This is a genomic window from Microbacterium trichothecenolyticum (genome assembly GCF_030818955.1).
In the GTDB taxonomy this organism is placed as follows: domain Bacteria; phylum Actinomycetota; class Actinomycetes; order Actinomycetales; family Microbacteriaceae; genus Microbacterium; species Microbacterium trichothecenolyticum_B.
Window position 1 is genome coordinate 3,427,849 of sequence record NZ_JAUTBF010000001.1, and the last position, 21,840, is coordinate 3,449,688.

The window sequence follows — 21,840 nt, forward strand, 5'->3', positions numbered from 1 at the left end:
TGAAGGCCCGGATGCCATTGGCATCCGGGCCTTCATCGTTCCCGCCGAAGGGTCGGGATGCCGCCCCCGCACGCCCCCGATCGTTCACATGATGGCAACGAACGAACCCTGGGAATTCCTGATGAGGTCGTCTACGGTCGAAGAGACCCCCCCGTCGATCCCCCCACCCGACGATGTCCGTCGGACCGCAGGAGACCCATGTCCCCCATGCCTTCTCGGCGACCCTCGGGCCGCCCCTCGACCGCTCTGAGTGCGGCCGTCGCCGCCGCCCTGCTCGGCTCCGCCCTCGTCGCCCCGGCCGCGTCCGCGGCCACGATCGAGTCACCCGCACCCGTCGACACGGCGGCCCCCGAGACTGCGGCGACCGCCTCACCCGGCCCTGAGACCGACGACCCGGCTCCCGAAGACGCGTCGCGCGCCGAGGCGCCAGCGCCCGATGCGGCAGCGACCGAGAGCCCGGCCATCGAGCCCCCGACCTCCGAAGCGACGACCGAGACCCCGGAGGCCGTCGTCGCCGCGGCCGCCATCACCCCCATCCGTGACATCCAGGGCGAGGGCGACAGCACCCCGCTCGACGGTCAGACCGTCACCACGCGGGGCATCGTCACTGCCGCGTATCCCACGGGCGGCTACAACGGCTTCTTCCTGCAGACCGCGGGCACGGGGGCCGAGACGGGCACCGCGCACACGGCATCCGACGCGCTCTTCGTCTACGGTTCCCGCGCCGTCGCCGAGGTCTCGGTCGGCGACTACGTCGAGGTCAGCGGGACGGCGGGAGAGTACAACGGCCTCACCCAGATCGTCTCGGATGCCGACCTCGTCACCGTCTTGACCGACGAGGCCGCGGCCGTCACCCCGGCGCCGATCGGCTGGCCGCGCACCGACGCCGCGCGCGAGCGCTTCGAGGGCATGCTGCTCGCGCCGCAGGGTGACTTCACCGTCACCAACACCTACATCACAGGCCAGTACGCCGAGGTGGGTCTCGCTGCGGGGACGACTCCGCTCATCGCGCCCACCGAGGTCGCCCGCCCGGGCACGTCCGCCTTCGACGACGCCGTCGCCGACAACGCCGCGCGCGGGGTCGTCCTCGACGACGGGGCCTCGCTGAACTTCCAGCGGTCGGCCACCGGCGTCCCGCTGCCGTACCTGTCGCTCACCGACCCCGTCCGCGTCGGCGCTCCGGTGACCTTCACGCGACCGGTCGTGCTCGACTTCCGCAACGATGCCTGGAAGTTCCAGCCCACCTCCCAGCTCACCGTCGACAACGCCGCCGACGTGCAGCCCGCCACGTTCCAGAACACCCGCACGGAGGGCCCCGCCGACGTCGGCGGCACAGTGCAACTCGCGAGCTTCAACGTGCTCAACTACTTCACCACCACGGCGGAGGACGTGGGCTGCGACTCCGTCTACCGGGACCGCGAGGGCAACCCGACCACCGCGAACCGGTGCCCGGAGCCCGGGCCTCGCGGTGCCGCGAACGACGAGAACTTCCAGCGCCAGCAGGCGAAGATCGTCGCGGCGTTGAACGGCCTGGATGCCGAGGTCGTCTCGCTCGAGGAGATCGAGAACTCCGCAGCCCTCGGCGAGCCGCGTGACGAGGCGCTGTCGACGCTTGTCGACGCGCTCAACACCGCGGTGGGCGACGAGGTCTGGGCTTTCGTGCCCTCACCGTCCGCGCTTCCCGCGTCGGAAGACGTCATCCGCACCGCCTTCATCTACAAGAAGGCGACCGTGGCCCCCGTGGGCGAGAGCTTCATCCTCGACGACCCGGCATTCGCCAACGCACGCCAGCCGCTCGCACAGGGGTTTGCGCCCGCCGGCAGCGACGAGGCGGCGTTCATCGCCATCGTGAACCACTTCAAGTCCAAGAGTGACAGCGACCCGGAGGCCGAGGGCGACAACGCCGACGGCGACCAGGGTGCCTTCAACGGCGACCGCGTGCGCCAGGCCGAGGCGCTCGTCGCCTTCGCGAACGCGCGCAGCGACGCGCTGGGCGTCGACGAGGTGTTCCTCCTCGGCGACTTCAACGCCTATACCCAGGAGGACCCCCTCCAGGTGCTGCGTGATGCGGGGTACGTCGACCTCGCGGCGGGCACCGGGAAGTACACCTACTCGTTCAGCGGCGAGTCCGGCTCGCTCGACCACGTGTTCGCCTCCCCGGCGGCCCGGCAGCTCGTCAGCGGCACCGACATCTGGAACATCAATGCCGGTGAGGCCCTCGCGCTGGAATACAGCCGGTACAACGCCAACGTGCGGAACTTCTACGATGCCTCGCCCTATCGCTCGAGCGACCACGACCCCGTCGTCGTCGGCATCGACCTGTCGGGGACGACCGAGCTCAACCTGCTCAACATCAACGACTTCCACGGCCGCATCGACGCCAACACCGTGACCTTCGCGGGAACGGTCGAGCAGCTGCGCGCCGAGGAAGGCGACGACCGCTCGCTCTTCCTCTCCAACGGCGACAACATCGGTGCCTCGCTGTTCGCCTCGGCCAACGCGCAAGACACCCCCACGATCGACGTGCTCAACGCGCTCGAGCTCGCGGCATCCTCCGTCGGAAATCACGAGTTCGACAAGGGCATCGACGACCTCACGGGCCGCGTCACCGGCCGGGCGGACTTCCCGTACCTCGGCGCGAACGTGTACCGCGATGGGGAGCCCCTGCTGCCCGGGTACGAGATCGTCGAGGTGAACGGTCTGCGCGTCGGGGTGATCGGTGCCGTCACAGAGGAGACCGCGTCGCTCGTGAGTCCGGGCGGCATCGAGGGCATCGAGTTCCGCGAGCCGGTCGCCGAGGTGAACCGGGTGGTCGCCGAGATCCGTGATCAGGTCGACATCCTCGTGGCCGAGTACCACGAGGGCGCGGCCGAGGGAGAGTCCGCGGACGCCACTCTCGACGATGCACTCGCGGCGGGCGGTGCGTTCGCGCGCATCGTGACCGAGACGGATGCCGATGTCGACGCGATCTTCACCGGTCACACCCACGAGGAGTACGCGTGGGAGGCCCCCGTCCCGGGCGGCGAGGGCACTCGACCCGTGCTGCAGACCGGCAACTACGGCGAGAACATCGGCCAGGTCGTGCTCACCGTCGACCGTGAGAGCGGCGACGTCGTCGGACACGAAGCCCGCAACGTGCCGCGTCTGGCTGCCGAGGTCGTCGCGGACGACCCGGAGCAGACCGCCGCGAATAAGGCAGCCTTGAATGCCGAGCTGATTGCGACTTACCCGCGAGTGGCCGAGGTGGCCGACATCGTCGACCGTGCCCTCGAGGAAGCCGACCGCGTCGGTTCGCAGCCGGTGGGATCGGTCGCGGCCGACATCACCACCGCCTTCCTCGGCGGAGGATACGTGGACGGCGTCTACCAGGGCGGGAAGCGCGACGACCGGTCCCGGCAGTCCGCTCTCGGCAACCTCGTCGCCGACGCCCTGCTCGACGCCCTCGACGACCCCGCGCGCGGGGGCGCCGACGTCACCGTGGTCAACCCGGGCGGCCTGCGGGCCGAACTGCTGCGCGGCGACGACGGAGTGATCACGTTCGCCGAGGCCAACGCGGTGCTGCCGTTCGTGAACAACCTCGGCACGACGAGCTTGACCGGTGATCAGCTACGGCGCCTGCTCGAGCAGCAGTGGGGCGACGCGGCCGGGCGCGCGGCGACGCTCGCGCTCAGCGTCTCGGACAACCTGCGCTACACCTACGACGCGACGCGTCCCGCCGGGGAGCGCATCACGGGCGTCTGGATCGACGATGCCGCAGTCGACCCCGCGGCGTCGTACCGGGTCGGCTCGTTCAGCTTCCTGCTGCAGGGTGGCGACGCGTTCACGGTCTTCGGGGAGGGCAGCGAGTCGCGCGACTCGGGTCTCATCGATCGAGACGGGTGGATCTCGTACCTGTCGGCGAATCCCGGTCTCGTGCCCGACTTCGGCGCTCGCGGAGTTCAGGTCACCGGGGTTCCCGCCGAGGTCGTCCGCGGGGCGGAAGCGGCTTTCACGGTCTCCGGCCTCGACCTCACCTCGCTCGGTAGCCCTGCGGCGGCGACGGCGACCGTGACGCTCGGTGCGGGGGAGCCGCAGACGGTCGCCGTCCGCGACGGCATCGCCGAGGTCGTCGTCGCGGTCCCCACCGATGCGCCCGCTGCGCTCGACATCACCGTCTCGACCGTATCGGGCTCGACAGCCACGGTTCCCGTGCGCGTGATCGGTGCCGTCGAAGGTGAGCCGGAGGCACCCGGCGGGGGCGAGGCGGCTCCCGGTTCTCCGGGATCCCTCCCGCGCACGGGCATCGACGCCGGGTGGATGGGGGGCGGCGTGCTCGCCGCCCTCGCCCTGCTCACCCTCGGCGTCGCGGCCCGACGAGGTGGAGCACGCCGAGCGAACTGACGCGTGACACACAGGGGCCCCGGATGCCATGGCATCCGGGGCTCCGTGTGTCACACGGATCGCGGAGGAGCGGTGGAGGCGCGCACCACGAGGCGCGTGGCCGCCTCGGTGCGTCGGACGGGACCGGCCTCGCCCTCGATCATCGACAGCAGCAGTCTGGTGGCCTCGACACCCTGGTCGAGGGGGAACTGCTCGATCGTGGTGAGCGAGAACATCTCGGCGTAGTCGTGCCCGTCGATGCCGACCACGCTGAGCTCGGTGGGGACCGAGATGCCCATGCGGCGCGCGGCGATGATGACGCCGATCGCGACCTCGTCGCACGCGGCGACGACCCCGGTGGGCCGGGACGCCGCGTCGGCGAGGAACGATGCCGCGGCGCCATACGCGTCGGTGATCGTCAGCGTCGACGGGACATCGCGGATGCGCACGGCGAGACCGTGATCGTTCATCGCGTTGCGGTAGCCGATGGAGCGCTCGTCGACGTCTTTCGCGGGAGCGTCGGTGGGCGGGGTGCTACCGACGAAGGCGATGTCGGTGTGGCCGAGCGCGATCAGATGCTGCGTGATGATGCGGGTGATGCCCACGTTGTCCAAGCCCAGCGTGGGCACGCCGCTGAGCGCGTTGCCGATGCTGACGACGGGCTTGCCGATGTTCGCCAGACGCTCGAGATCGGCGTCGTCGGGCTCCAGCGCCACGGCGATGATGCCGTCGAAGCGCTTGCGGGCGAGGTAGGTGGAGTACAGGCTCTCGCGGTCGTGGGAACCGGGCTCGGCGACATAGAGGGTCACGTCGTACCCGCGCGGGATGAGCGTGCGCTCGACGCCCTCGACGATCGCGCCGAAATACCAGCGGTTGACCTTCGGGACGATGAGGGCGATCGTGCGGGTACGACCCGTGGCCAGGCTGACCGCGCTCGTCGACGGGACGTACCCGAGCGACGTCGCCGCGTCGGACACTCGACGACGGGTGTCGTCGGAGACGTAGCCGCCGCCCGTCAGCGCGCGACTCGCCGTCGATTTCGACACGCCTGCCAGGCGTGCCACATCGGCGATTCCGCTCATTGCGTGATCCTCGTTGTCGGGTCGACATCCGTGTCGACGTCGAAGAAGAGTATCCGACATTGCGCGAATGTGGAACCGGTTTCGTGTCAAGACCCTGGTCGCGAACACCGGAAAATCGCGAGTTACCCGTTCGTGATCTTTCGGCGTTGCGTGAACTCGGGTTGTCCCTTACGGTGATGTGGAATCGGTTCCTGACAGGATCCGAGGCACCATATGACTCGAAGAGGAGAAACCACATGGGTATGTCACAGCGGACACGCCTTCTGGCACCGGTCGGTCTGCTCGCGGTGGGCGCAATCGCTCTCGCAGGCTGCGCCGAGGGCGACAGCAGCGGCACCGCGACGGGCGGCGAGACCACCGTCCGCATCTCCGGCGGCATCACCGGCTCCGAGGCCGACCTGCTCAACCAGTCGTTCGAGCAGTTCACGGCCGACACCGGCATCAAGGTCGTCTACACCGGCGACAAGAGCTTCGAGGGCAACATCGTCACCAAGGTGACCGGTGGCGATGCCCCCGACATCGCGATCGTTCCGCAGCCGGGTCTGCTCAAGACCCTCATCGGCACGGGCGACGTCCAGAAGGCATCCGACACCGTCTCGTCGAACGTCGACGAGTACTGGGGCGAGGACTGGAAGTCCTACGGCAGCGAGGACGGCACCTTCTACGCCGCGCCCATGCTCGCCAACCTCAAGGGCTACGTCTGGTACTCGCCGGCGAAGTTCAAGGAGTGGGGCGTCGAGGTCCCCAAGACGCTCGACGAGCTCTTGACCCTCACCGCCACGATCCAGCAGAAGACGGGCGCCGCCCCGTGGTGCGCCGGCTTCGCCTCCGGCGACGCATCGGGCTGGCCCGGCACAGACTGGATCGAGGACATGGTCCTGCGCCAGTCCGGCCCCGACGTCTACGACCAGTGGGTCGCCAACGAGGTCAAGTTCACCGATGCCCCCATCAAGGAGGCGTTCGACACGACGGGCAAGTTCCTGCTCAACCCCGCCTACGTGAACGCCGGCTTCGGCGACGTCCGCAGCATCAACTCGGTCGCCTTCGCCGACGTGGCCGCCAAGGTCGCCGACGGCAGCTGCCCGATGACGCACCAGGCGTCGTTCCTGTCGGCGAACTTCCTCACCGTGACCAACGCCGCGGGCCAGACGCCCACGGTCGCCCCCGACGGCGACGTGTACGCCTTCCTGCTCCCGGGCGTCACCGAGGGTGAGCTCGCTGTCGAGGGTGGCGGCGAATTCGTCGCTGCGTTCTCCGACGACGAGAACGTGCAGAAGGTCGTCGAGTTCATGTCGACGCCGGACTTCGCCAACGCTCGCGTCAAGCTCGGCGGCGTCATCTCGGCCAACAAGGGTGCCGACCCGTCGCTGGCCTCCAGTGAGTTCCTCACCGAGGCGATGGAGACGCTGCAGGACCCGAAGACCACGCTGCGCTTCGACGCCTCCGACCTCATGCCGGCCACCGTCGGCGCGGGATCGTTCTGGAAGGGAATGGTGAGCTGGATCGACGGCACGCCGACCGACCAGGTGCTCAGCGACATCCAGGCCGGATACAACAACTGACCCGGATCTGACCACCGGATGGGTCGCCCGCAGGGCGGGCGGCCCATCCGGTCCCACACTTCTCATCTGCCCGGCCAACCGGGCACATCATCAATGAGCACGCAGCCGTGTTCGGGAGGGCCGTCATGACCGACATCACGAAAGTGGAGACGACGCCGTCGGCGTCACCTCCGGGCGACAGGGCTCCGGCCCGAACGCACGGCTCCGCGAAGACGCATCGCACCACGCTGCTGGTGGTGCTCGTGGGTGTCATCCTCGTGGTGGCGCTCTTCCTCTTCATGGTCACGCGTGCCCCCGCCGACACCAAGCCGACGACGCTGGGGTTCTCGCTCAACAGCTTCTTCATCTGGCTCGGCGGGCTCAGCCCCATCGTGCAGATCCCCCTCGTCCTGCTGGCGTTCGCCGCGGTCGTCGCCGTGCTCCTGCTCCTCATCGAATACGCCCCGCGTGCCGGGAAGGGCTACTTCTGGCTCCGACTCGTGGCATGCTTCGCGATCCCGGTGCTGGCGTTCATGCTGCTGCGCCCGTACCAGAACGCCGTCATCTACGTGCTCGGCATCGCCGTGCTGCTGGGCGCCATCCTCTTCTACGCCGACTACCGCTCGCGTCAGGGCGCCGGCTACCTGTTCCAGTTGATCCTGTTCGCCGCACCCGCGGCGATCCTGCTGCTGCTCGGGCTCGTCTACCCGGCGATCACCACGTTCTTCCAGTCGTTCCTCGACAAGACGGGCGAGAACTTCGTCGGTTTCGACAACTACGTGTGGACCTTCACCAACCCCGAGGGTTTCTGGTCGGTCATCAACACCCTCATCTGGGTGCTCCTCGCGCCCACCATCGCCACCGCGATCGGCCTCGCGTACGCCGTCTTCATCGACCGTGCCGCAGGGGAGAAGTATCTCAAGGTGCTCATCTTCATGCCCTTCGCGATCTCGTTCGTCGGCGCGGGCATCATCTGGAAGTTCGTCTACGACTTCCGTCAGGGCGACCAGATCGGCATCCTGAACGCCATCGTCACGGCCTTCGGCGGTCAGCCGGTCTCGTGGCTGGCGGCCACGCCGCTGATCAACACCCTGCTGCTTGTCGTGGTCTTCATCTGGAGCCAGACGGGACTGGCCATGGTCATCCTGTCCGCCGCCATCAAGGCCGTGCCGCCGGAGCAGAACGAAGCCGCCGAACTCGACGGAGCCAGCGCGTGGGAGCGGTTCATCAACGTCACCGTCCCCGGCATCCGCTCCTCTCTCATCGTGGTGCTCACCACCATCGCGATCGGTGCCCTCAAGATCTACGACATCGTGGCGGTCATGACCGGTGGTCGTAACGACTCGAGCGTGCTGGCGTTCGAGATGGTCAACCAACAGCAGCGGTTCCAGAGCTACGGGCACTCCGCGGCGCTGGCGGTCGTGCTGTTCCTCTTCGTGCTGCCGTTGATCATCTTCAACGTGCGCCAGATCCGGAAGCAGAGGGAAGTGCGATGACCACCTCCACCGTCGTTCTCGAGCCCACCAACGACACCCGCTCGGCCCGGCAGGTCGCTCGCGACACGCGCAAACACGAGGCCATGGCGCGCAAGCGCCTGACGTCGAAGGGCGCCACGATCGCGGCCGTCGTGATCGCGTTCTTCTGGACCATCCCGACGTTCGGTCTGTTCGTCACCTCGTTCCGCCCCGGCTCCGACACGCAGTCGACCGGATGGTGGACGGTGTTCACCGACCCGTCGTTCACGCTGGAGAACTACCGGCTCGCGTTCACCTCGGGCGGCACGGCGCTGACGCTGGCGCAGTCGTTCCTGAACTCGCTCGCGATCACGATCCCGGTCGTGCTGTTCGCGCTCGCCATCGCGTCGCTGATCGCCTACGCCTTCGCGTGGATCGACTTCAAGGGCCGCAACTTCTTCTTCATCTTCATCTTCGCGCTGCAGATCGTGCCGCTGCAGATGGCGCTCGTACCCCTGCTGAGCCTGTTCTCGCGCGGTCTCACGATCAACGAGGTCACGATCTTCCCCGGCTTCGACCTGCGCGGCGTGGAGCACAGCTTCGCGACCGTATGGATCGCGCATGTGATCTTCGCGATGCCGTTGGCCATCTTCCTGCTGCACAACTTCATCGCCGAGATCCCGCACGAGGTCATCGAGGCGGCGCGGGTGGACGGCGCGGGCCACGGGCAGATCTTCTTCCGCCTGATCCTGCCGCTCGCCGCCCCCGCGCTGGCCTCGTTCGCGGTGCTGGAGTTCATCTGGGTGTGGAACGACCTGCTGGTCGCGACGATCTTTGCGCCGTCGTCGTCACTGCCGTTGACGCAATCGCTCAACTCGCTCTCGGGCACGTGGGGCGACCAGTGGTTCCTGCAGTCGGCCGGAACGTTCATCTCGATCCTGGTGCCGTTGGTCGTGTTCTTCTTGTTGCAGCGCTTCTTCGTGCGAGGCCTGCTGGCCGGAGCCACGAAGGGCTGAGTCCGGCTCATACGAAGGGGGCACGGCATCCGGGATGCCGTGCCCCCTCGTCGTGTTCGTGTCGCTGGGGCCGGGCGTGACGGGGCGCCGTCGGCGCGCGCGGGAGCTGGCTGACGCCCCTCGCATAAACGCGATCCACGCGCGTAAACGCGGGGAGAGCGCGTTTATGTGCGCGGATCGCGTTTATGCGTCGGTGGGCGGCGGCGCTATGCGTCGGTGGGAGGCGGCGCGATCTGCGACCGACGCGTCGTCAGGCGCTGCAGCCCAGCCGTGACTGGATGTCGCGCATCGCGTCGATCTCGGCCGACTGGCCGCTCACGATCGTGCCGGCCACTTCCTTCACGCGCACGTCGTCGCCGAGCTCGATCACGGCCTGGGCCATCGGGATGGCGCCCTGGTGGTGGCGGATCATCAGGGTCAGGAAGAAGCAGTCGGCGGGCTTGCCCTCGAGCTCGCGCAGCTCGTCGAGCTCGGTGTCAGTGGCCATCCCCATCTCGGACAGCAGCTGCTCCTGCGTCAGCGCGGCGGTGTCGCCGTGGCTGTGCGCGCCCGATCTCTCCATCCACGTCATGAGGGGTTGGTTGGACGCCTGCGGAAGTCCCCATTCGACGAGCCAGCCGTACATCTCGCCGCGTTGCCCGGCCTGCGTGGTCGCGATGTCGTACGACAGGGTGCGTAGTTCGTCGTCGGTGGTCTTGCGGTAGATCTCCATGGCCATGAGCACCGCCTGCGTGTGGTGCACCTGCATGTCGCGGGCGAAGCCCGCCTCGGCCGAGCTGGTCGCGGGGTGGGCGGGCGCGGCGGTCGCGCCGAACGCGGTGAAGCGTCCGATCGCGAAGGCCACGGCCACCACCGCGACGGTCACGAGCGCGACGACGACCCACCGGACCGCGGGACGCGCGACCGGGGCGTCATCGCTCATGTCAGGCCTTTCCCGGGCCGTCGACGGCGCCGGAGCACGTGGCGTTCGGCTCGGGGACGTTCTGGCTGCGCCAGTACTCGGTGAAGAACTCACCGATGCGCGGGTCGGTGGGGTCGTCGACCTTGAGCTGGTGGTTCCAGCCGCTGACTGCCACGGCGGTGTCCATGTCGGGATACGGCGAGAGGATCGCGTAGCTGGAGGGCATGACGGCCTTCAGCGCGTCGATGCCGGCCTCGTCGACGCGCGCCGGGTCGTAGGTGATCCAGATGGCGCCGTGCTCCATCGAGTGCACGGCGTTCTCGTTGGGCTGCGGCTCGGTGTAGACGCCGCAGTTCAGCCAGTACGGGTTGTGCGGGCCGCCGGCCGGGGGATTCTGCTCGTAGTTCACGGTCCCCTGCACGTGGTCGGAGCGATTCTCGAACGTCTGCACGCCCTCGATCTCGCGGCCCGTGCTGTTGCCCGCCTGATAGGTCGTGGGGGGAGCGGGGGCGAACACGAAGGATGCCACGACCAGGCCGATCACAGCGACCGCCGCCGTCGAGCCGACCACCCACCACACGAGCTTGCCGCGCTTACGCCGGGCGACCTGCTTCTGGTATTCCGCAAGCTTCTCCTGGCGCTTCTGCTCGCGCTGCTGCTTGACGGTGAGGTCGATCTGGGCCTGCTTCGCGGGGTTGCCGCTCGCTCGCTTATCGGAGGGGGAGCTCATGCGTTGTGTGTTCGTCTCTCTTCGGGGCGGGACACATCGGCGTCGCCGACGGACCCAGCCTATTCGGGTGAATGGGCCGGTGGCCTGGGAGGAACCCGCGAGCCGGGATGGTGGCGCGCGGGGTGGGGCGCTAGTATGAACGGTGTCGAATCGATTCGAGGTTCGATGATCCCCCCCCCTCTTTTTCGGCCCGACTCGCTCGGGCCGTCCGTGTTGCGAAACGAAACTGACGCGTGCTCGATACTGCTTCCCACCCCGTGATCCCCCCGACGACCCCCGCCGCGCACACGAATACCGGCGCCATCCGTTCCCTGGGCAAGAACCCCGCCACCGCGCCCATCGTGCTGCACCCCGGTGATGCGATCTCGGCCTCGCGCCGTGTGCTGTACATCATCGTGCTGGGTGCGCTGACCGCTCTCGGTCCCTTCACCATCGACCTCTACCTGCCGGCGTTCCCCGTACTCGAGGCCGACTTCCAGACCACCGCGGCGGCCATCCAGCTGACGCTCACCGGCACCATGATCGGCTTCGCGCTCGGCCAGCTGATCGTCGGGCCGCTGAGCGACAAGGTCGGGCGTCGGATCCCCCTGCTCTCGGTCACCGCGCTGCACGTGGCGGCGAGCGTCTTCGCCGCTCTGGCACCCACCCTCGGCACTCTCTCGATCGCGCGCGTGCTCATGGGTGCGGGCGCGGCGGCCGGAGGCGTGGTCGCCGCGGCGATCATCCGCGACCTCTTCGGTGGCCGGCGCCTGGTCATCATGCTGTCGCGCATGGCGATGGTCTCGGGTGTCGCGCCCGTGCTCGCGCCGCTGGCCGGATCGGCGCTGCTGCTGGTGATGAACTGGCGCGGCATCTTCGTGGTGCTCGCCGTCTACGGCGCGATCATGCTCGTCTCCGCGGTTCTCTTCGTGCCCGAAACTCTGCCGCCGGCACGCCGTGGCGGCCCCGGCACCACGACCGTGTGGCAGCGATACGCCAGTGTCTTCCGCGACCGCGTGTTCATCGGGGTGCTCATCATCGGGGCGATGACGTTCAGCGGACTGTTCTCGTACCTCTCGGCATCCTCGTTCCTGTTCCAGGTGACCTACGGCTTCAACCCGCAGCAGTACGGCGTGCTGTTCGCGGTGAACTCCGTCGGCGTCGTGGTAGGCGTGCAGGTGGCGTCGCGGCTGGCCGCCCGCTTCGGTCCGCAGTGGGTGATGGCGGTCTCGACGGCCGTGCTCGTGCTCGCGGGTGGCGCGATCGTGCTGACCGATCAGCTGGGGCTGGGCCTGTGGGGCACGGTCGTTCCGCTGTTCTTCTTCATGACGGCGTGCGGCTTCACCTTCCCCTGCGCGCAGGTGCTCGCCCTCGACCGCCACGGCAAGGCCGCGGGCACGGCGCAGTCGATCATCGGCGCGGCGAACTTCGGTGTCGCCGGTGTCATCTCGCCCCTCGTGGGCCTGCTCGCCACCGGCTCCGGCATCACGGCCACGACGATGGCATCCGTCATGGTGGGCTGTGCGATCGTCGGCGTGATCGCGCTGTGGGCGTTGGTGCGACCGCGCACCGTCGAGCGTCTCGCCCCCTGAGCGTCGGCCGACACCGCGCAGTCGACACCGCGCCGAGCACGGCGATCGCGAACAGTAGCAGAGCGCGCAACGGTGTTCCCCAGCGGGGCGCGGCCCGGCATCATGGGGCGATGGATGCCGCTTCGACCGACGACCCCGTGCTCGATCCACGACCGCAGCGGTTTCGCGCCGTGGTGGGCGTCGTCTTCATCGCGGTGGCGTGCGGGCTGGGCGCCTGGGTCTTCTTCCGGGGAGCGAGCCCGTTCGCGATCGACGTGTGGTGGAACCAACTGTTCGCCGCGGCGCCCTCCGAGCCGCTCTTCGTCTTCGCGTTGGTGATGGACGAGGTGGGCGGACATCTGACGGCGGTGCTCATCGTGCCGCTGGGCGGGGCGCTGGTGCTGTTCCTGTTCCACAGACGGTGGTCGGCGCTGTACTTCATCGCGGCGTCGGCGGGCAGCGCCGCGCTGGTGCAGCTGCTCAAGCACACGTTCGGTCGGGCTCGTCCGGAGGACATCCTCATCCTCAGCGACTACGGCTCCTTCCCGTCGGGGCACACGGCCAATGCCGCCACGATCGCCGTCGTCGCGGCGGTGGTCTTTCCTCGGGTGTGGGTACGTTCCGTGGGCGTCGCCTGGGTCGTTCTCATGGCGTTCAGTCGCACCTATCTGCACGCGCACTGGCTCTCGGACACCGTCGGTGGCGCGCTCGTGGGCGCAGGCGCCGCATTGATTCTGGCGGCGGCGTTCTCGCGACTGCGATCCCGCGACGATGATCGGCTCGAGCTGAGGCGCTCGCGTCGAACGGATGCCACACTGCCGGCCGGATCGTAAGGCGCGAGGTTGTCGTCGGGCTCTGCCGCATCGCCGGGGGGCGAGCGCGACACGGCGCGGGCACCCGGGACGAGCGCGCCCCGGGACGACCAGTGAGACGGAGCGTCCTCCGTCGCGAGGTGGACAGGGACTGTTGGCCGCAAGGGCGCGGACGATGTCCGAACCCCGTCGTAGGCTGGCGCGCATGACCGCGTCAGGTGCCATGGCCTCCGATCCCTCCCCGGCCGAAGCGCAGACCGACGCCGAACTTGCTCGGCTGCGGGCCGAGGCCGAGGCGGCGGAGGCCGAGGTGCGCCTTGCCCGTGCCCGCGCCGATCTTGCTGCGGCCGAAGCCGCGGCGGCGCGGGCCCGCGCGGCCGGTGGTGCGGCGTCGTCCGGGGTGTCTCCGTCCGGTGGTGTGCTGTCCGGTGCAGCGGCGTCGTCGGCTGCGGCGGGCGCCCCCGTGATCCCCTCGGCGTCGGCGCCCGGCGCCCCCGTTCCCTCGAACGGCTCGTCCGCGCCGGAACCGCCTCGCGGTGGTCCGCCCGCCACCTCGTCGCCCTCCGACGTGCCCGTCACCGACGTATCCGTCGCCGGCGTACGCGTCACCGACGAGCCTCTCACCGACGCGCCTCTCACCGACGCCGAGGTCTCGGCCGTCGCGGCGGGCTACGCCTCCGACGGTGCCGCGCTCGAGCTCGGCGTGCTCGTCAACGGCGGGCCCGTGGCATCCGCTCCCATCCGCATTCCTCTTTCGATGACCAACCGCCACGGCCTCGTGGCCGGCGCGACCGGCACGGGCAAGACCCGCACGCTGCAGCTACTCGCGGAGCAGCTGTCAGAGAACGGGGTGCCGGTCTTCGCCGCCGACATCAAGGGCGATCTGTCGGGCCTGGCCGCGGCGGGGACGCCCAGCGAGAAGCTCGCCGCGCGCACGGCGGCCATCGGGCAGGACTGGGCACCGCGGGCATTTCCGACCGAGTTCTTCGCGCTCGGCGACGACACGGGCTCGGGCATCCCGGTGCGCGCGACCGTGTCGGGCTTCGGGCCCCTGCTGCTCAGTCGCGTACTCGGGCTCAACGCCACACAGGAGTCGAGCCTCGGCCTCGTCTTCCATTACGCCGACGAGAAGGGCCTGGCGCTGGTCGACCTGTCCGACCTGCGGGCGGTGCTGACCTTCCTCACCAGCGACGAGGGGAAGGTCGAACTGAAGGGCATCGGCGGGCTGTCGGCCGCGACGGCGGGCGTCATCCTGCGCGAGCTCGTCGCATTCGCCGCGCAGGGTGCCGAGACCTTCTTCGGCGAGCCCGAGCTTGACGTGCGGGTGTTCCTGCGAACGGATGCCACGGGCGCGGGCATCGTGAGCCTGCTCGAGGTGCCGAACGTCGCCGCCCGCCCCGAGCTGTATTCCACGTTCCTCATGTACCTGCTCGCGGAGCTCTACGAGGTGCTGCCCGAGGTTGGCGACGTCGACAAGCCCAAGCTGGTGTTCTTCTTCGACGAGGCGCACCTGCTCTTCCGCGACGCATCGAAGGCGTTCCTCGCCGCCATCACGCAGACCGTGCGGCTCATCCGCTCGAAGGGTGTGGGCGTGTTCTTCGTCACGCAGACGCCGAAAGACGTCCCCGGCGACGTGCTGGCCCAGCTCGGCTCGCGCGTGCAGCATGCGCTCCGCGCCTTCACGCCCGACGACGCGAAAGCGCTGCGCGCGTCGGTGCGCACGTACCCCGACTCGGGGTACGACCTCGAGCGGGTGCTGCAAGAGCTCGGCACCGGCGAGGCGATCGTCACCGTCATGAGCGAGCGCGGAGCGCCCACCCCGGTCGCGTGGACGCGGATGTTCGCGCCGCGCGCGTCGATGTCGCCGATCCCCGCGGAGGCGATGGCCTCGGCGGTGGCGGCATCCTCGCTCTTCGCCACCTACGCAACGCCGATCGACCCCGAGTCCGCACGGGAGATCCTCGGTGCGCGCATGCAGGCCGCGACGGATGCGCGCGAGGCCGCCGAGCGGGCCGAGAAGGCCGCAGCCGACGCCGCCGAATACGCCAAGCAGAAGGCCGCGATCGACAAAGCGAACGCCGCCGCACAGAAGAAGGCGCAGCAGGAGTACGAGCGGATCCTCCGGTCCACCTCCGCGCCGCGCTCTCGCGCGAGCGCCCCGGCTCCGGGGTTGGACGGCCTGCTCGGGCGCGGGGCGACGAAGAGCATCGTGACCGGCGTTATCCGCGGGATCTTCGGGACCGGCCGGCGGCGCTGAGGGTTACTCGCTCCCCGGCGGCTCCGCGCGGTGGAGCCGCGTCGTCCGCGCGGGCGCCGGGCGGGCGGCGGGGCGCTGCGGGTGTCCGAGGCGCCGCTGCACAAGCTCAGTGATCTGCGCGGTGTCAGTGCGTGGGGGCGGGTTCGGGCTGAGGCTGTGCGGATCGCGGAGGTTGTGCGAGTCAGCCGGGCGCTCGGTGTCAGGACCGGCGCAGCTCGAGCGGCATGGTCGAGGTGTCGATGAGCGGGTCTTCGTCCTGGCGCTCGACGAGTGCCTCGGCCTCGGCGGGCGTCTCGACAGTGGGCACCGAGCCGAGCAGCGGGCGCTGGGCGGTCTCGGGCATCGCGAGAAGTGCGACCAGGCCGAGAGCGGCGAAGAACATGATGTAGAACGCGGGCATCAGGGTGTTGCCGGTCGCATCGATGAGCGCCTGGCTGAACAGCGGAGTCGTTCCACCGAAGAGCGACACCGACACGTTGTAGGCGATCGCCATGGCGCCGAAGCGCGACGCGGTGGGGAACAGGGCGGGCAGGGTGGATGCCGCAATGCTGGCGTAGAACGCCACGGGAACGGCCGCGAGCACGAGCGCCACCATGACGGCCCAGATCTCGCCGATCTGCATGATGAGGAACGCGGGCACCAGCAGTACCAGCGCGGAGCCCGCGGCCATGACGTAGATGGGCTTGCGGCCGACCTTGTCGCTCAGCCGCCCGAAGATGGGGAGCATGGCCGACATCAACAGCAGCACCGGAACGGTCGCGACGGCCGACATGACGTTGGAGACGCCGACCTCCTTCTCGAGGTAGACCGGCATGTAGCTGGTCAGCGCGTAGCCGGCGGTGTTGGTGGCCGCGACCAGGGCGATCGCGATGAGCAGCGCTCGCCAGTGGTGACGGACGATACCGCCGAGGCCCTGACGAGCCATCGGGTCGTCCTTGTCGATCTCTTGCGCGGCCTCGGCGGCGTGGGTCTGCTCGAACGAGGGCGTCTCGGGGATTCTGAGGCGGAACCAGATGGCCACGATGCCGAGGGGGATCGCGAGCAGGAACGGGATGCGCCAGCCGTAGTCGGTCATGGCATCGGGACCCGACACGCTCGTCGCGATCGCGGTCGTGATCGCGACCACGCCGGCACCGGCGGCGAAGCCGACGTACGAGCCCACGTCGAGCCACGACGACCAGAAACCGCGGCGGCGGTCGGGGGAGAACTCCGACACATAGGTGGTCGCGCCGGCGTACTCACCGCCGGTCGAGAAGCCCTGCACCATCTTCAGCAGATAGAGCGGGACGATCGCCCACAGTCCGATCTGCGCGGAGGTGGGCAGGATGCCGATGAGCGCGGTGGCCGCGGCCATCATCGCCATCGTGAGGAAGAGCACCTTCTGCCGGCCGATGCGGTCGCCGAGGGGGCCGAGGACGAAACCGCCGAAGGGGCGGACGAGGAAGGAGATCGCGAAGCCGAGGAGCGTGACCAGCAGGCCCCAGGGAGCGGGGAGATCGGAGGCGAAGACGGCAGTGAGGGTGACGGCGAGGTAGCCGTAGATGCCGAAGTCGAACCACTCCATGAAATTGCCGACCACGGTGCCGCCGATGGCGGTGCGGACGCGCTTCTTGTCGACGACGATCACGTCATCGACTTCGAGCCGAGGGGCTTCGGATGTCGAGGGGGGTGTCTCGTTCATCATTCCAGCTTGACCCGAGTGGCTTTCGTTTCCAAACCACGGGATGCGTGACCCGGATGTGCTAGCGGAAGGTCAGCACCTCATCGCCCCACGCCCGACGGAGGTCGGCATCGAGGTCGTCGACCACGCGGTCGCGGCTGTCGATCACGAGCGTCGCGCGGACATCTGCGCGGTACGCCGGCCACCCGGGGCCGTCGGGGGCGTCGGGCTGGAGCCCGTGTGCGAATGCGCTCCAGCGGTGCTGCATGCGGCGCGACAGCGTCTCGGCCGTGCGACGCCCGCCGAGGCGAAAAGTGAGGTCTTTCGGTCCTGCGTGGAGATTTCCCCAGAGGTAGATCAGCTCGCTGCCGTGCGTCGCGCCCAGACGGACGAGCCGCAGAAAAGGGGTGCTGTGGTCGAAGCGGTACAGGTGCACGGGAGCGATCGCACGGTGCCCCTCAGCGACCCAGAGCGTGGGTAAGCGGAAGCCGATGTCGCCGGCGATCCCCAGGCCCAGCGCGCGCTGGTGCACGTTCTCGTACGCGGCGAGCACCTGCGCTCGCTCGGGCAGGACGACGTCGGGGTTCTCGGCCGCCATGTCGGCGAACATCCGCTGGAGGCGATCGCCGGTGATGGGGATCAGCGGTGACTTCATGTACGCGAAAAGCGACGCCTCGTCTTTGTTCGTGCCGATCATGAGGGGGACGGGCAGGCCGCGTCCCTCGCTCAGGACCGTGATCGGCGCTTCGGGTACCAGCTCGCCGTCGACGACGGGGGCGAAGGCGAGGGTGCCCGGCGCGTGGGCCGGTACTTCGGCGAACAGCCGCTGCGCCGCCGCGAGCAGCGTTTCGACGTCGGCGGCGCGCAACTGCTCGCCCGCCGTGGGCGATACCGGATCGACACCCGCTAGTTCGACGAAGCGCGCGGCCACTTCGGCCGCGCGCTCGCGTCCGTACACGCTCGAGGCGGGGGAGGATTGCGCGATCGCCCGGTGGAAGAGTCCGGATGCCGAGGGCGTGGCCATCAAGGTGGTGACGAGCCCACCGCCCGCGGATTCGCCGAACACCGTGACGTTCGCCGGGTCGCCGCCGAAAGCGGCGATGTTGCGCTGGACCCAGCGCAGGGCCAGCAGGACGTCGCGCAGAGCGAGATTGCCATCGACGTCGCCGTTGCCTTCCGCCCGGGTGAGGACGTCGCGCAGGTCGAGGAAGCCGAGGGCGCCGAGTCGGTAGTTCAGCGTGACCACCACGACGTCGCCGGTCGTCGCCAGCGACGCGCCCTCGTACGTGCGCTGGCTGGCGGCGCCGAACACGTAGGCGCCGCCGTGCAGCCACACCATCACCGGCCGCGGCGCCGAGGACGTGGCATCCGGAGACCACACGTTCACGGACAGGCAGTCCTCGTCCTGCATGACGCCGTCGCCGAGCGGGAGCGGGCTGGGAGGTTGCGGGCACGCCGCGCCGAAGGCGTCGGCGCCGACCTCGAGGCCGGCGTCGGGGGCGGGCAGCGGCGCGCGCCAGCGCAGGGGTCCGAGGGGCGGCTGGGCGTAGCGGATGCCGAGCCAGCGGCGTGCCCCGTTCACGACCCGGCCGCGGAACCGCCCGGCGGGAGCCTCGGCCAGCGGGCCGGATGAAGCGGTGTGCACGCGCTCACCCTAGCGCCGTCGTCAAGCCCCGGGCGATGTCGGAGGCCGCGCGTACCGTGTCGGTCATGAGCGCCCTGACCACGCCCACCGGCCGCGAGCCGGCTCTCGTCGCACAGCCCCGGCCCGATGGTTCGGCACCCCGCGCTCTCGTCCTGGGGGCGACGGGCTATCTCGGTGGTCGCCTCGTGCCCCGCCTGCTCGCCGCCGGCTACCGGGTGCGGGTGCTCGCGCGCGATGCGCGTCGCGCCGCCGCCTTTCCGTGGGGCGAGCAGGTCGAGATCGTCGCGGGCGACGCCACCGACGTGACGGCGGTGCGCGAAGCGGTCGACGAGGTCGACGTCGTCTACTACCTCATCCATTCGATGGGTGGCGGCCGCGACTTCGAGACCACCGATCGCCGCGCGGCGCAGACCGTCGCCGACGCGGCGGCTGAAGCGTCGGTGAGTCGCATCGTCTATCTCGGCGGTCTGCACCCCGACGACGCCCCGCTGTCGCCGCACCTGCGTTCACGCGTCGAGGTCGGCGACATCCTCCTGCGAAGCGGCGTTCCGACACTCGTGCTGCAGGCCGGCGTCGTCATCGGGTCGGGATCGGCGTCGTTCGAGATGGTGCGTCACCTGACCGACGTGCTGCCGTACATGCCCGCGCCGAAGTGGGTGCGAAATCACATCCAACCCATTGCCGTGCGCGACGTGCTGCACTACCTGCTGGGCGCGGCGAGGGTGGCGCCGAACGTCAATCGGGCGGTCGACATCGGCGGGCCCGACGTGCTGCGCTACGGCCAGATGATGAACGGCTACGCGCTCGAGGCGGGCTTGCACCAGCGGCCGATCGCATCGCTCCCGGTGCTGACGCCGCGACTCGCGTCGCACTGGGTCAACCTCGTCACACCCATCCCGAAGGCCATCGCGCGCCCGCTCGTGGAGTCGCTGCAGAACGACTGCGTCGTGAAGGACCGCGCGGTCGATGACCTCATCCCGCGCCCCGAGGCGGGTCTCATGCCGTATCGCGACGCCGTTCGGCTGGCACTGCGACGCGTGAACGACGACGACATCGAGACGAGCTGGCTGGATGCCGAGGTCTCGGGCGTTCCGAGCGACCCCCTGCCGAGCGACCCCGACTGGGCGGGTCGCCTGGTCTACACCGATGTGCGGACGATGATGACGACGGCCAACGCCAAGCAGCTGTGGTCGGTGATCGAGGGGATCGGTGGCGAGAACGGCTGGTACTCCTCGCCGCTGCTGTGGGCGATCCGCGGGTGGATGGACCGGCTCGTGGGTGGGGTGGGTCTCGCGCGCGGCCGGCGTAGCCGGTCCGTGGTCACCGTGGGTGACGCGCTCGACTTCTGGCGCGTCGAGGCGATCGAGCCCGGGCATCTGCTGCGCCTTCGGGCCGAGATGAAGGTTCCGGGCGGGGCGTGGCTCGAGCTGCGCGCGACGCCGGAGGGCGACGGCGCCCGCTTCGATCAGCGCGCCCTGTTCTTCCCCCACGGCCTGCCCGGCCGGCTGTACTGGCTGGCCGTGCTGCCCTTCCACGGACTCATCTTCAGCGGCATGGCGCGGCGCATCACCGCGGCCGCCGAGCACGTGCAGCGCGAAGACCCCGAGCCGCGGGCCGAGGCGGGGCGGATCGCCCCGGAGGTGCCTGAGGTCGAGACGCTCAGCCGGTGACGCGGGTCGCGCCCGCGCACGCGCGGCCCGCGCGGTGAGGCGTGGCCCGCGCCCGCGGACGCGCCCTGACGCCGCGTGGCGCGGTGCGGCGCGAGATGACCGGCGTTCGCCGAGATGACGGCCGTTCGCGGCGAATCTCGGGTCATCTCGCGAATGCCGAGTGATCCGAGTGATCTCGGCGCTGGCCGGGCGGGCCGCGTGCGCGGTGAGACACCTAGGCTGGATTCGTGCCGCATGTCGCCCGGGTGATCACCGTCTCCGACCGTTCCGCCGCCGGGTTGCGTGAGGACCGCGGCGGACCGCTCGCCGTCTCGCTTCTGCGCGACGCAGGATTCGACTGCGCGGATGCCGTGATCGTGCCCGACGGGGCCGACAGTGTCGAGGCCGCCCTGCGCGCGGCCGTCGCGGCCGGCCCGGGCCTGATCGTCACCACGGGTGGGACCGGTGTCGCGCCCCGGGACCGGACGCCCGAGGGCACCGCCCGTGTACTCGACCGCGAGTTGCCCGGTATCGCCGAGGAGCTGCGTCGTCGCGGCCTCACCGACACCCCCCTGTCCGTCATCTCACGGGGGCTCGCAGGCATCGCCGACCCCGGCACGCTGATCGTCAACCTTCCCGGATCCACGCGCGCCGTGGCATCCGGAATCGCCGTCATCGCGGAGATCGCGCCGCACGTGCTCGACCAGCTCGCCGGAGGAGACCACGCATGAGCGCCGTCCGCATCGCCCGCCTGTCGGAGGAGCCGCTCGACCTCGACGCGCACCTCGACGCGGTCGAGGACTCGTCGTCGGGTGCGGTGACGACTTTCGTCGGGCGCGTCCGTGACACCGATCCCGACGCCTCCGACGCTGTCGTCGCGCTCGAGTACAGCGCCCACCCGGATGCCGAGCAGACGCTGCACCGCATCGCTGAGACCGCCGCCGCCGGTACCGACGCCATCGTCGCGGTCAGCCATCGTGTGGGGCGGCTCGGCGTCGGTGAGGCCGCGGTCGTGATCGCCGTGGCATCCGGGCATCGTGCCGAGGCGTTCGAGGTATGCCGCCAGGTGATCGAGACGATCAAGACCGACCTGCCCGTGTGGAAGCGCCAGGTGGAGGCCGACGGCACGACGGAGTGGAAGGGCCTGGGAGGGTAGTCCGGGCTCGTCCGGGTGGGAGCCGTGG

At 69.7% G+C, this 21,840-nt stretch carries 15 protein-coding genes; 10 read left to right on the forward strand and 5 right to left on the reverse strand.

The genetic code is table 11. From position 1 onward, the window contains the following. Positions 1-207 precede the first annotated feature (207 nt). A complete protein-coding gene (locus tag QE412_RS16215) occupies positions 208-4,380 on the forward strand; it encodes an ExeM/NucH family extracellular endonuclease (protein WP_307486284.1) in 4,173 nt (1,390 codons plus the stop codon). A gap of 50 nt (positions 4,381-4,430) precedes the next feature. Here QE412_RS16215 and QE412_RS16220 read toward each other — a convergent pair whose 3' ends face one another. Further along, a complete protein-coding gene (locus QE412_RS16220) occupies positions 4,431-5,441 on the reverse strand; it encodes a LacI family DNA-binding transcriptional regulator (protein WP_307486287.1) in 1,011 nt (336 codons plus the stop codon). A 236-nt stretch (positions 5,442-5,677) separates the two neighbouring features. Here QE412_RS16220 and QE412_RS16225 point away from each other — a divergent pair, with 236 nt between their 5' ends. The 3 genes from QE412_RS16225 (at position 5,678) to QE412_RS16235 (ending at position 9,452) form a co-directional block, all read left to right on the forward strand. Continuing rightward, on the forward strand, positions 5,678-7,003 hold the full coding sequence (locus QE412_RS16225; RefSeq protein WP_307486290.1) for an ABC transporter substrate-binding protein: 1,326 nt from the start codon (positions 5,678-5,680) through the stop codon (positions 7,001-7,003). A 125-nt stretch (positions 7,004-7,128) separates the two neighbouring features. Then, positions 7,129-8,478, forward strand: coding sequence for a carbohydrate ABC transporter permease (locus tag QE412_RS16230; RefSeq protein ID WP_373426557.1), 1,350 nt, complete (start codon positions 7,129-7,131; stop codon positions 8,476-8,478). Then, positions 8,475-9,452, forward strand: a complete 978-nt coding sequence (locus QE412_RS16235) for a carbohydrate ABC transporter permease (RefSeq protein ID WP_307486292.1) — start codon at positions 8,475-8,477, stop codon at positions 9,450-9,452. The genes QE412_RS16230 and QE412_RS16235 overlap by 4 nt, the downstream gene beginning before the upstream one ends. A gap of 250 nt (positions 9,453-9,702) precedes the next feature. Here the strand turns inward: QE412_RS16235 and QE412_RS16240 are convergent, their stop codons facing one another. Both QE412_RS16240 and QE412_RS16245 read right to left on the reverse strand, forming a co-directional pair. Further along, positions 9,703-10,374: a DUF305 domain-containing protein gene (locus QE412_RS16240; protein ID WP_307486298.1), complete on the reverse strand. Its 672-nt coding sequence runs from the start codon at positions 10,372-10,374 to the stop codon at positions 9,703-9,705. A 1-nt stretch (position 10,375) separates the two neighbouring features. Then, positions 10,376-11,083 (reverse strand): DUF3105 domain-containing protein, encoded by a 708-nt coding sequence (locus tag QE412_RS16245; protein ID WP_307486300.1) that lies wholly within the window; start codon positions 11,081-11,083, stop codon positions 10,376-10,378. A gap of 233 nt (positions 11,084-11,316) precedes the next feature. On the opposite strand from QE412_RS16245, the gene QE412_RS16250 reads away from it, so the two are divergent. The 3 genes from QE412_RS16250 to QE412_RS16260 all read left to right on the forward strand — a co-directional run bounded on the left by QE412_RS16250 (position 11,317) and on the right by QE412_RS16260 (position 15,702). Next, entirely contained in the window at positions 11,317-12,654 is a 1,338-nt protein-coding gene (locus QE412_RS16250; RefSeq protein ID WP_307486303.1) for a multidrug effflux MFS transporter, read from the forward strand. 110 nt (positions 12,655-12,764) lie between these two features. After that, positions 12,765-13,466 carry a phosphatase PAP2 family protein gene (locus QE412_RS16255; RefSeq protein WP_307486305.1) on the forward strand — a complete coding sequence of 234 codons (702 nt, stop codon included), beginning with the start codon at positions 12,765-12,767 and terminating at the stop codon, positions 13,464-13,466. Between the two features lie 184 nt (positions 13,467-13,650). Further along, positions 13,651-15,702, forward strand: coding sequence for a helicase HerA-like domain-containing protein (locus QE412_RS16260; protein WP_307486309.1), 2,052 nt, complete (start codon positions 13,651-13,653; stop codon positions 15,700-15,702). Between the two features lie 199 nt (positions 15,703-15,901). Here QE412_RS16260 and QE412_RS16265 read toward each other — a convergent pair whose 3' ends face one another. Then, positions 15,902-17,383 (reverse strand): MFS transporter, encoded by a 1,482-nt coding sequence (locus QE412_RS16265; RefSeq protein ID WP_307486316.1) that lies wholly within the window; start codon positions 17,381-17,383, stop codon positions 15,902-15,904. Positions 17,384-17,444: 61 nt separating this feature from the next. Beyond that, on the reverse strand, positions 17,445-19,007 hold the full coding sequence (locus QE412_RS16270; RefSeq protein WP_307486319.1) for a carboxylesterase/lipase family protein: 1,563 nt from the start codon (positions 19,005-19,007) through the stop codon (positions 17,445-17,447). 65 nt (positions 19,008-19,072) lie between these two features. On the opposite strand from QE412_RS16270, the gene QE412_RS16275 reads away from it, so the two are divergent. The 3 genes from QE412_RS16275 (at position 19,073) to QE412_RS16285 (ending at position 21,812) form a co-directional block, all read left to right on the forward strand. Beyond that, complete coding sequence (locus QE412_RS16275; protein WP_307486324.1) at positions 19,073-20,677, forward strand: SDR family oxidoreductase; 1,605 nt, start codon at positions 19,073-19,075, stop codon at positions 20,675-20,677. A gap of 227 nt (positions 20,678-20,904) precedes the next feature. Further along, complete coding sequence (locus QE412_RS16280; RefSeq protein ID WP_307486328.1) at positions 20,905-21,387, forward strand: MogA/MoaB family molybdenum cofactor biosynthesis protein; 483 nt, start codon at positions 20,905-20,907, stop codon at positions 21,385-21,387. Further along, positions 21,384-21,812: a molybdenum cofactor biosynthesis protein MoaE gene (locus QE412_RS16285; protein WP_307486331.1), complete on the forward strand. Its 429-nt coding sequence runs from the start codon at positions 21,384-21,386 to the stop codon at positions 21,810-21,812. Before QE412_RS16280 ends, QE412_RS16285 begins: the two co-directional genes overlap by 4 nt. Positions 21,813-21,840 lie beyond the last annotated feature (28 nt).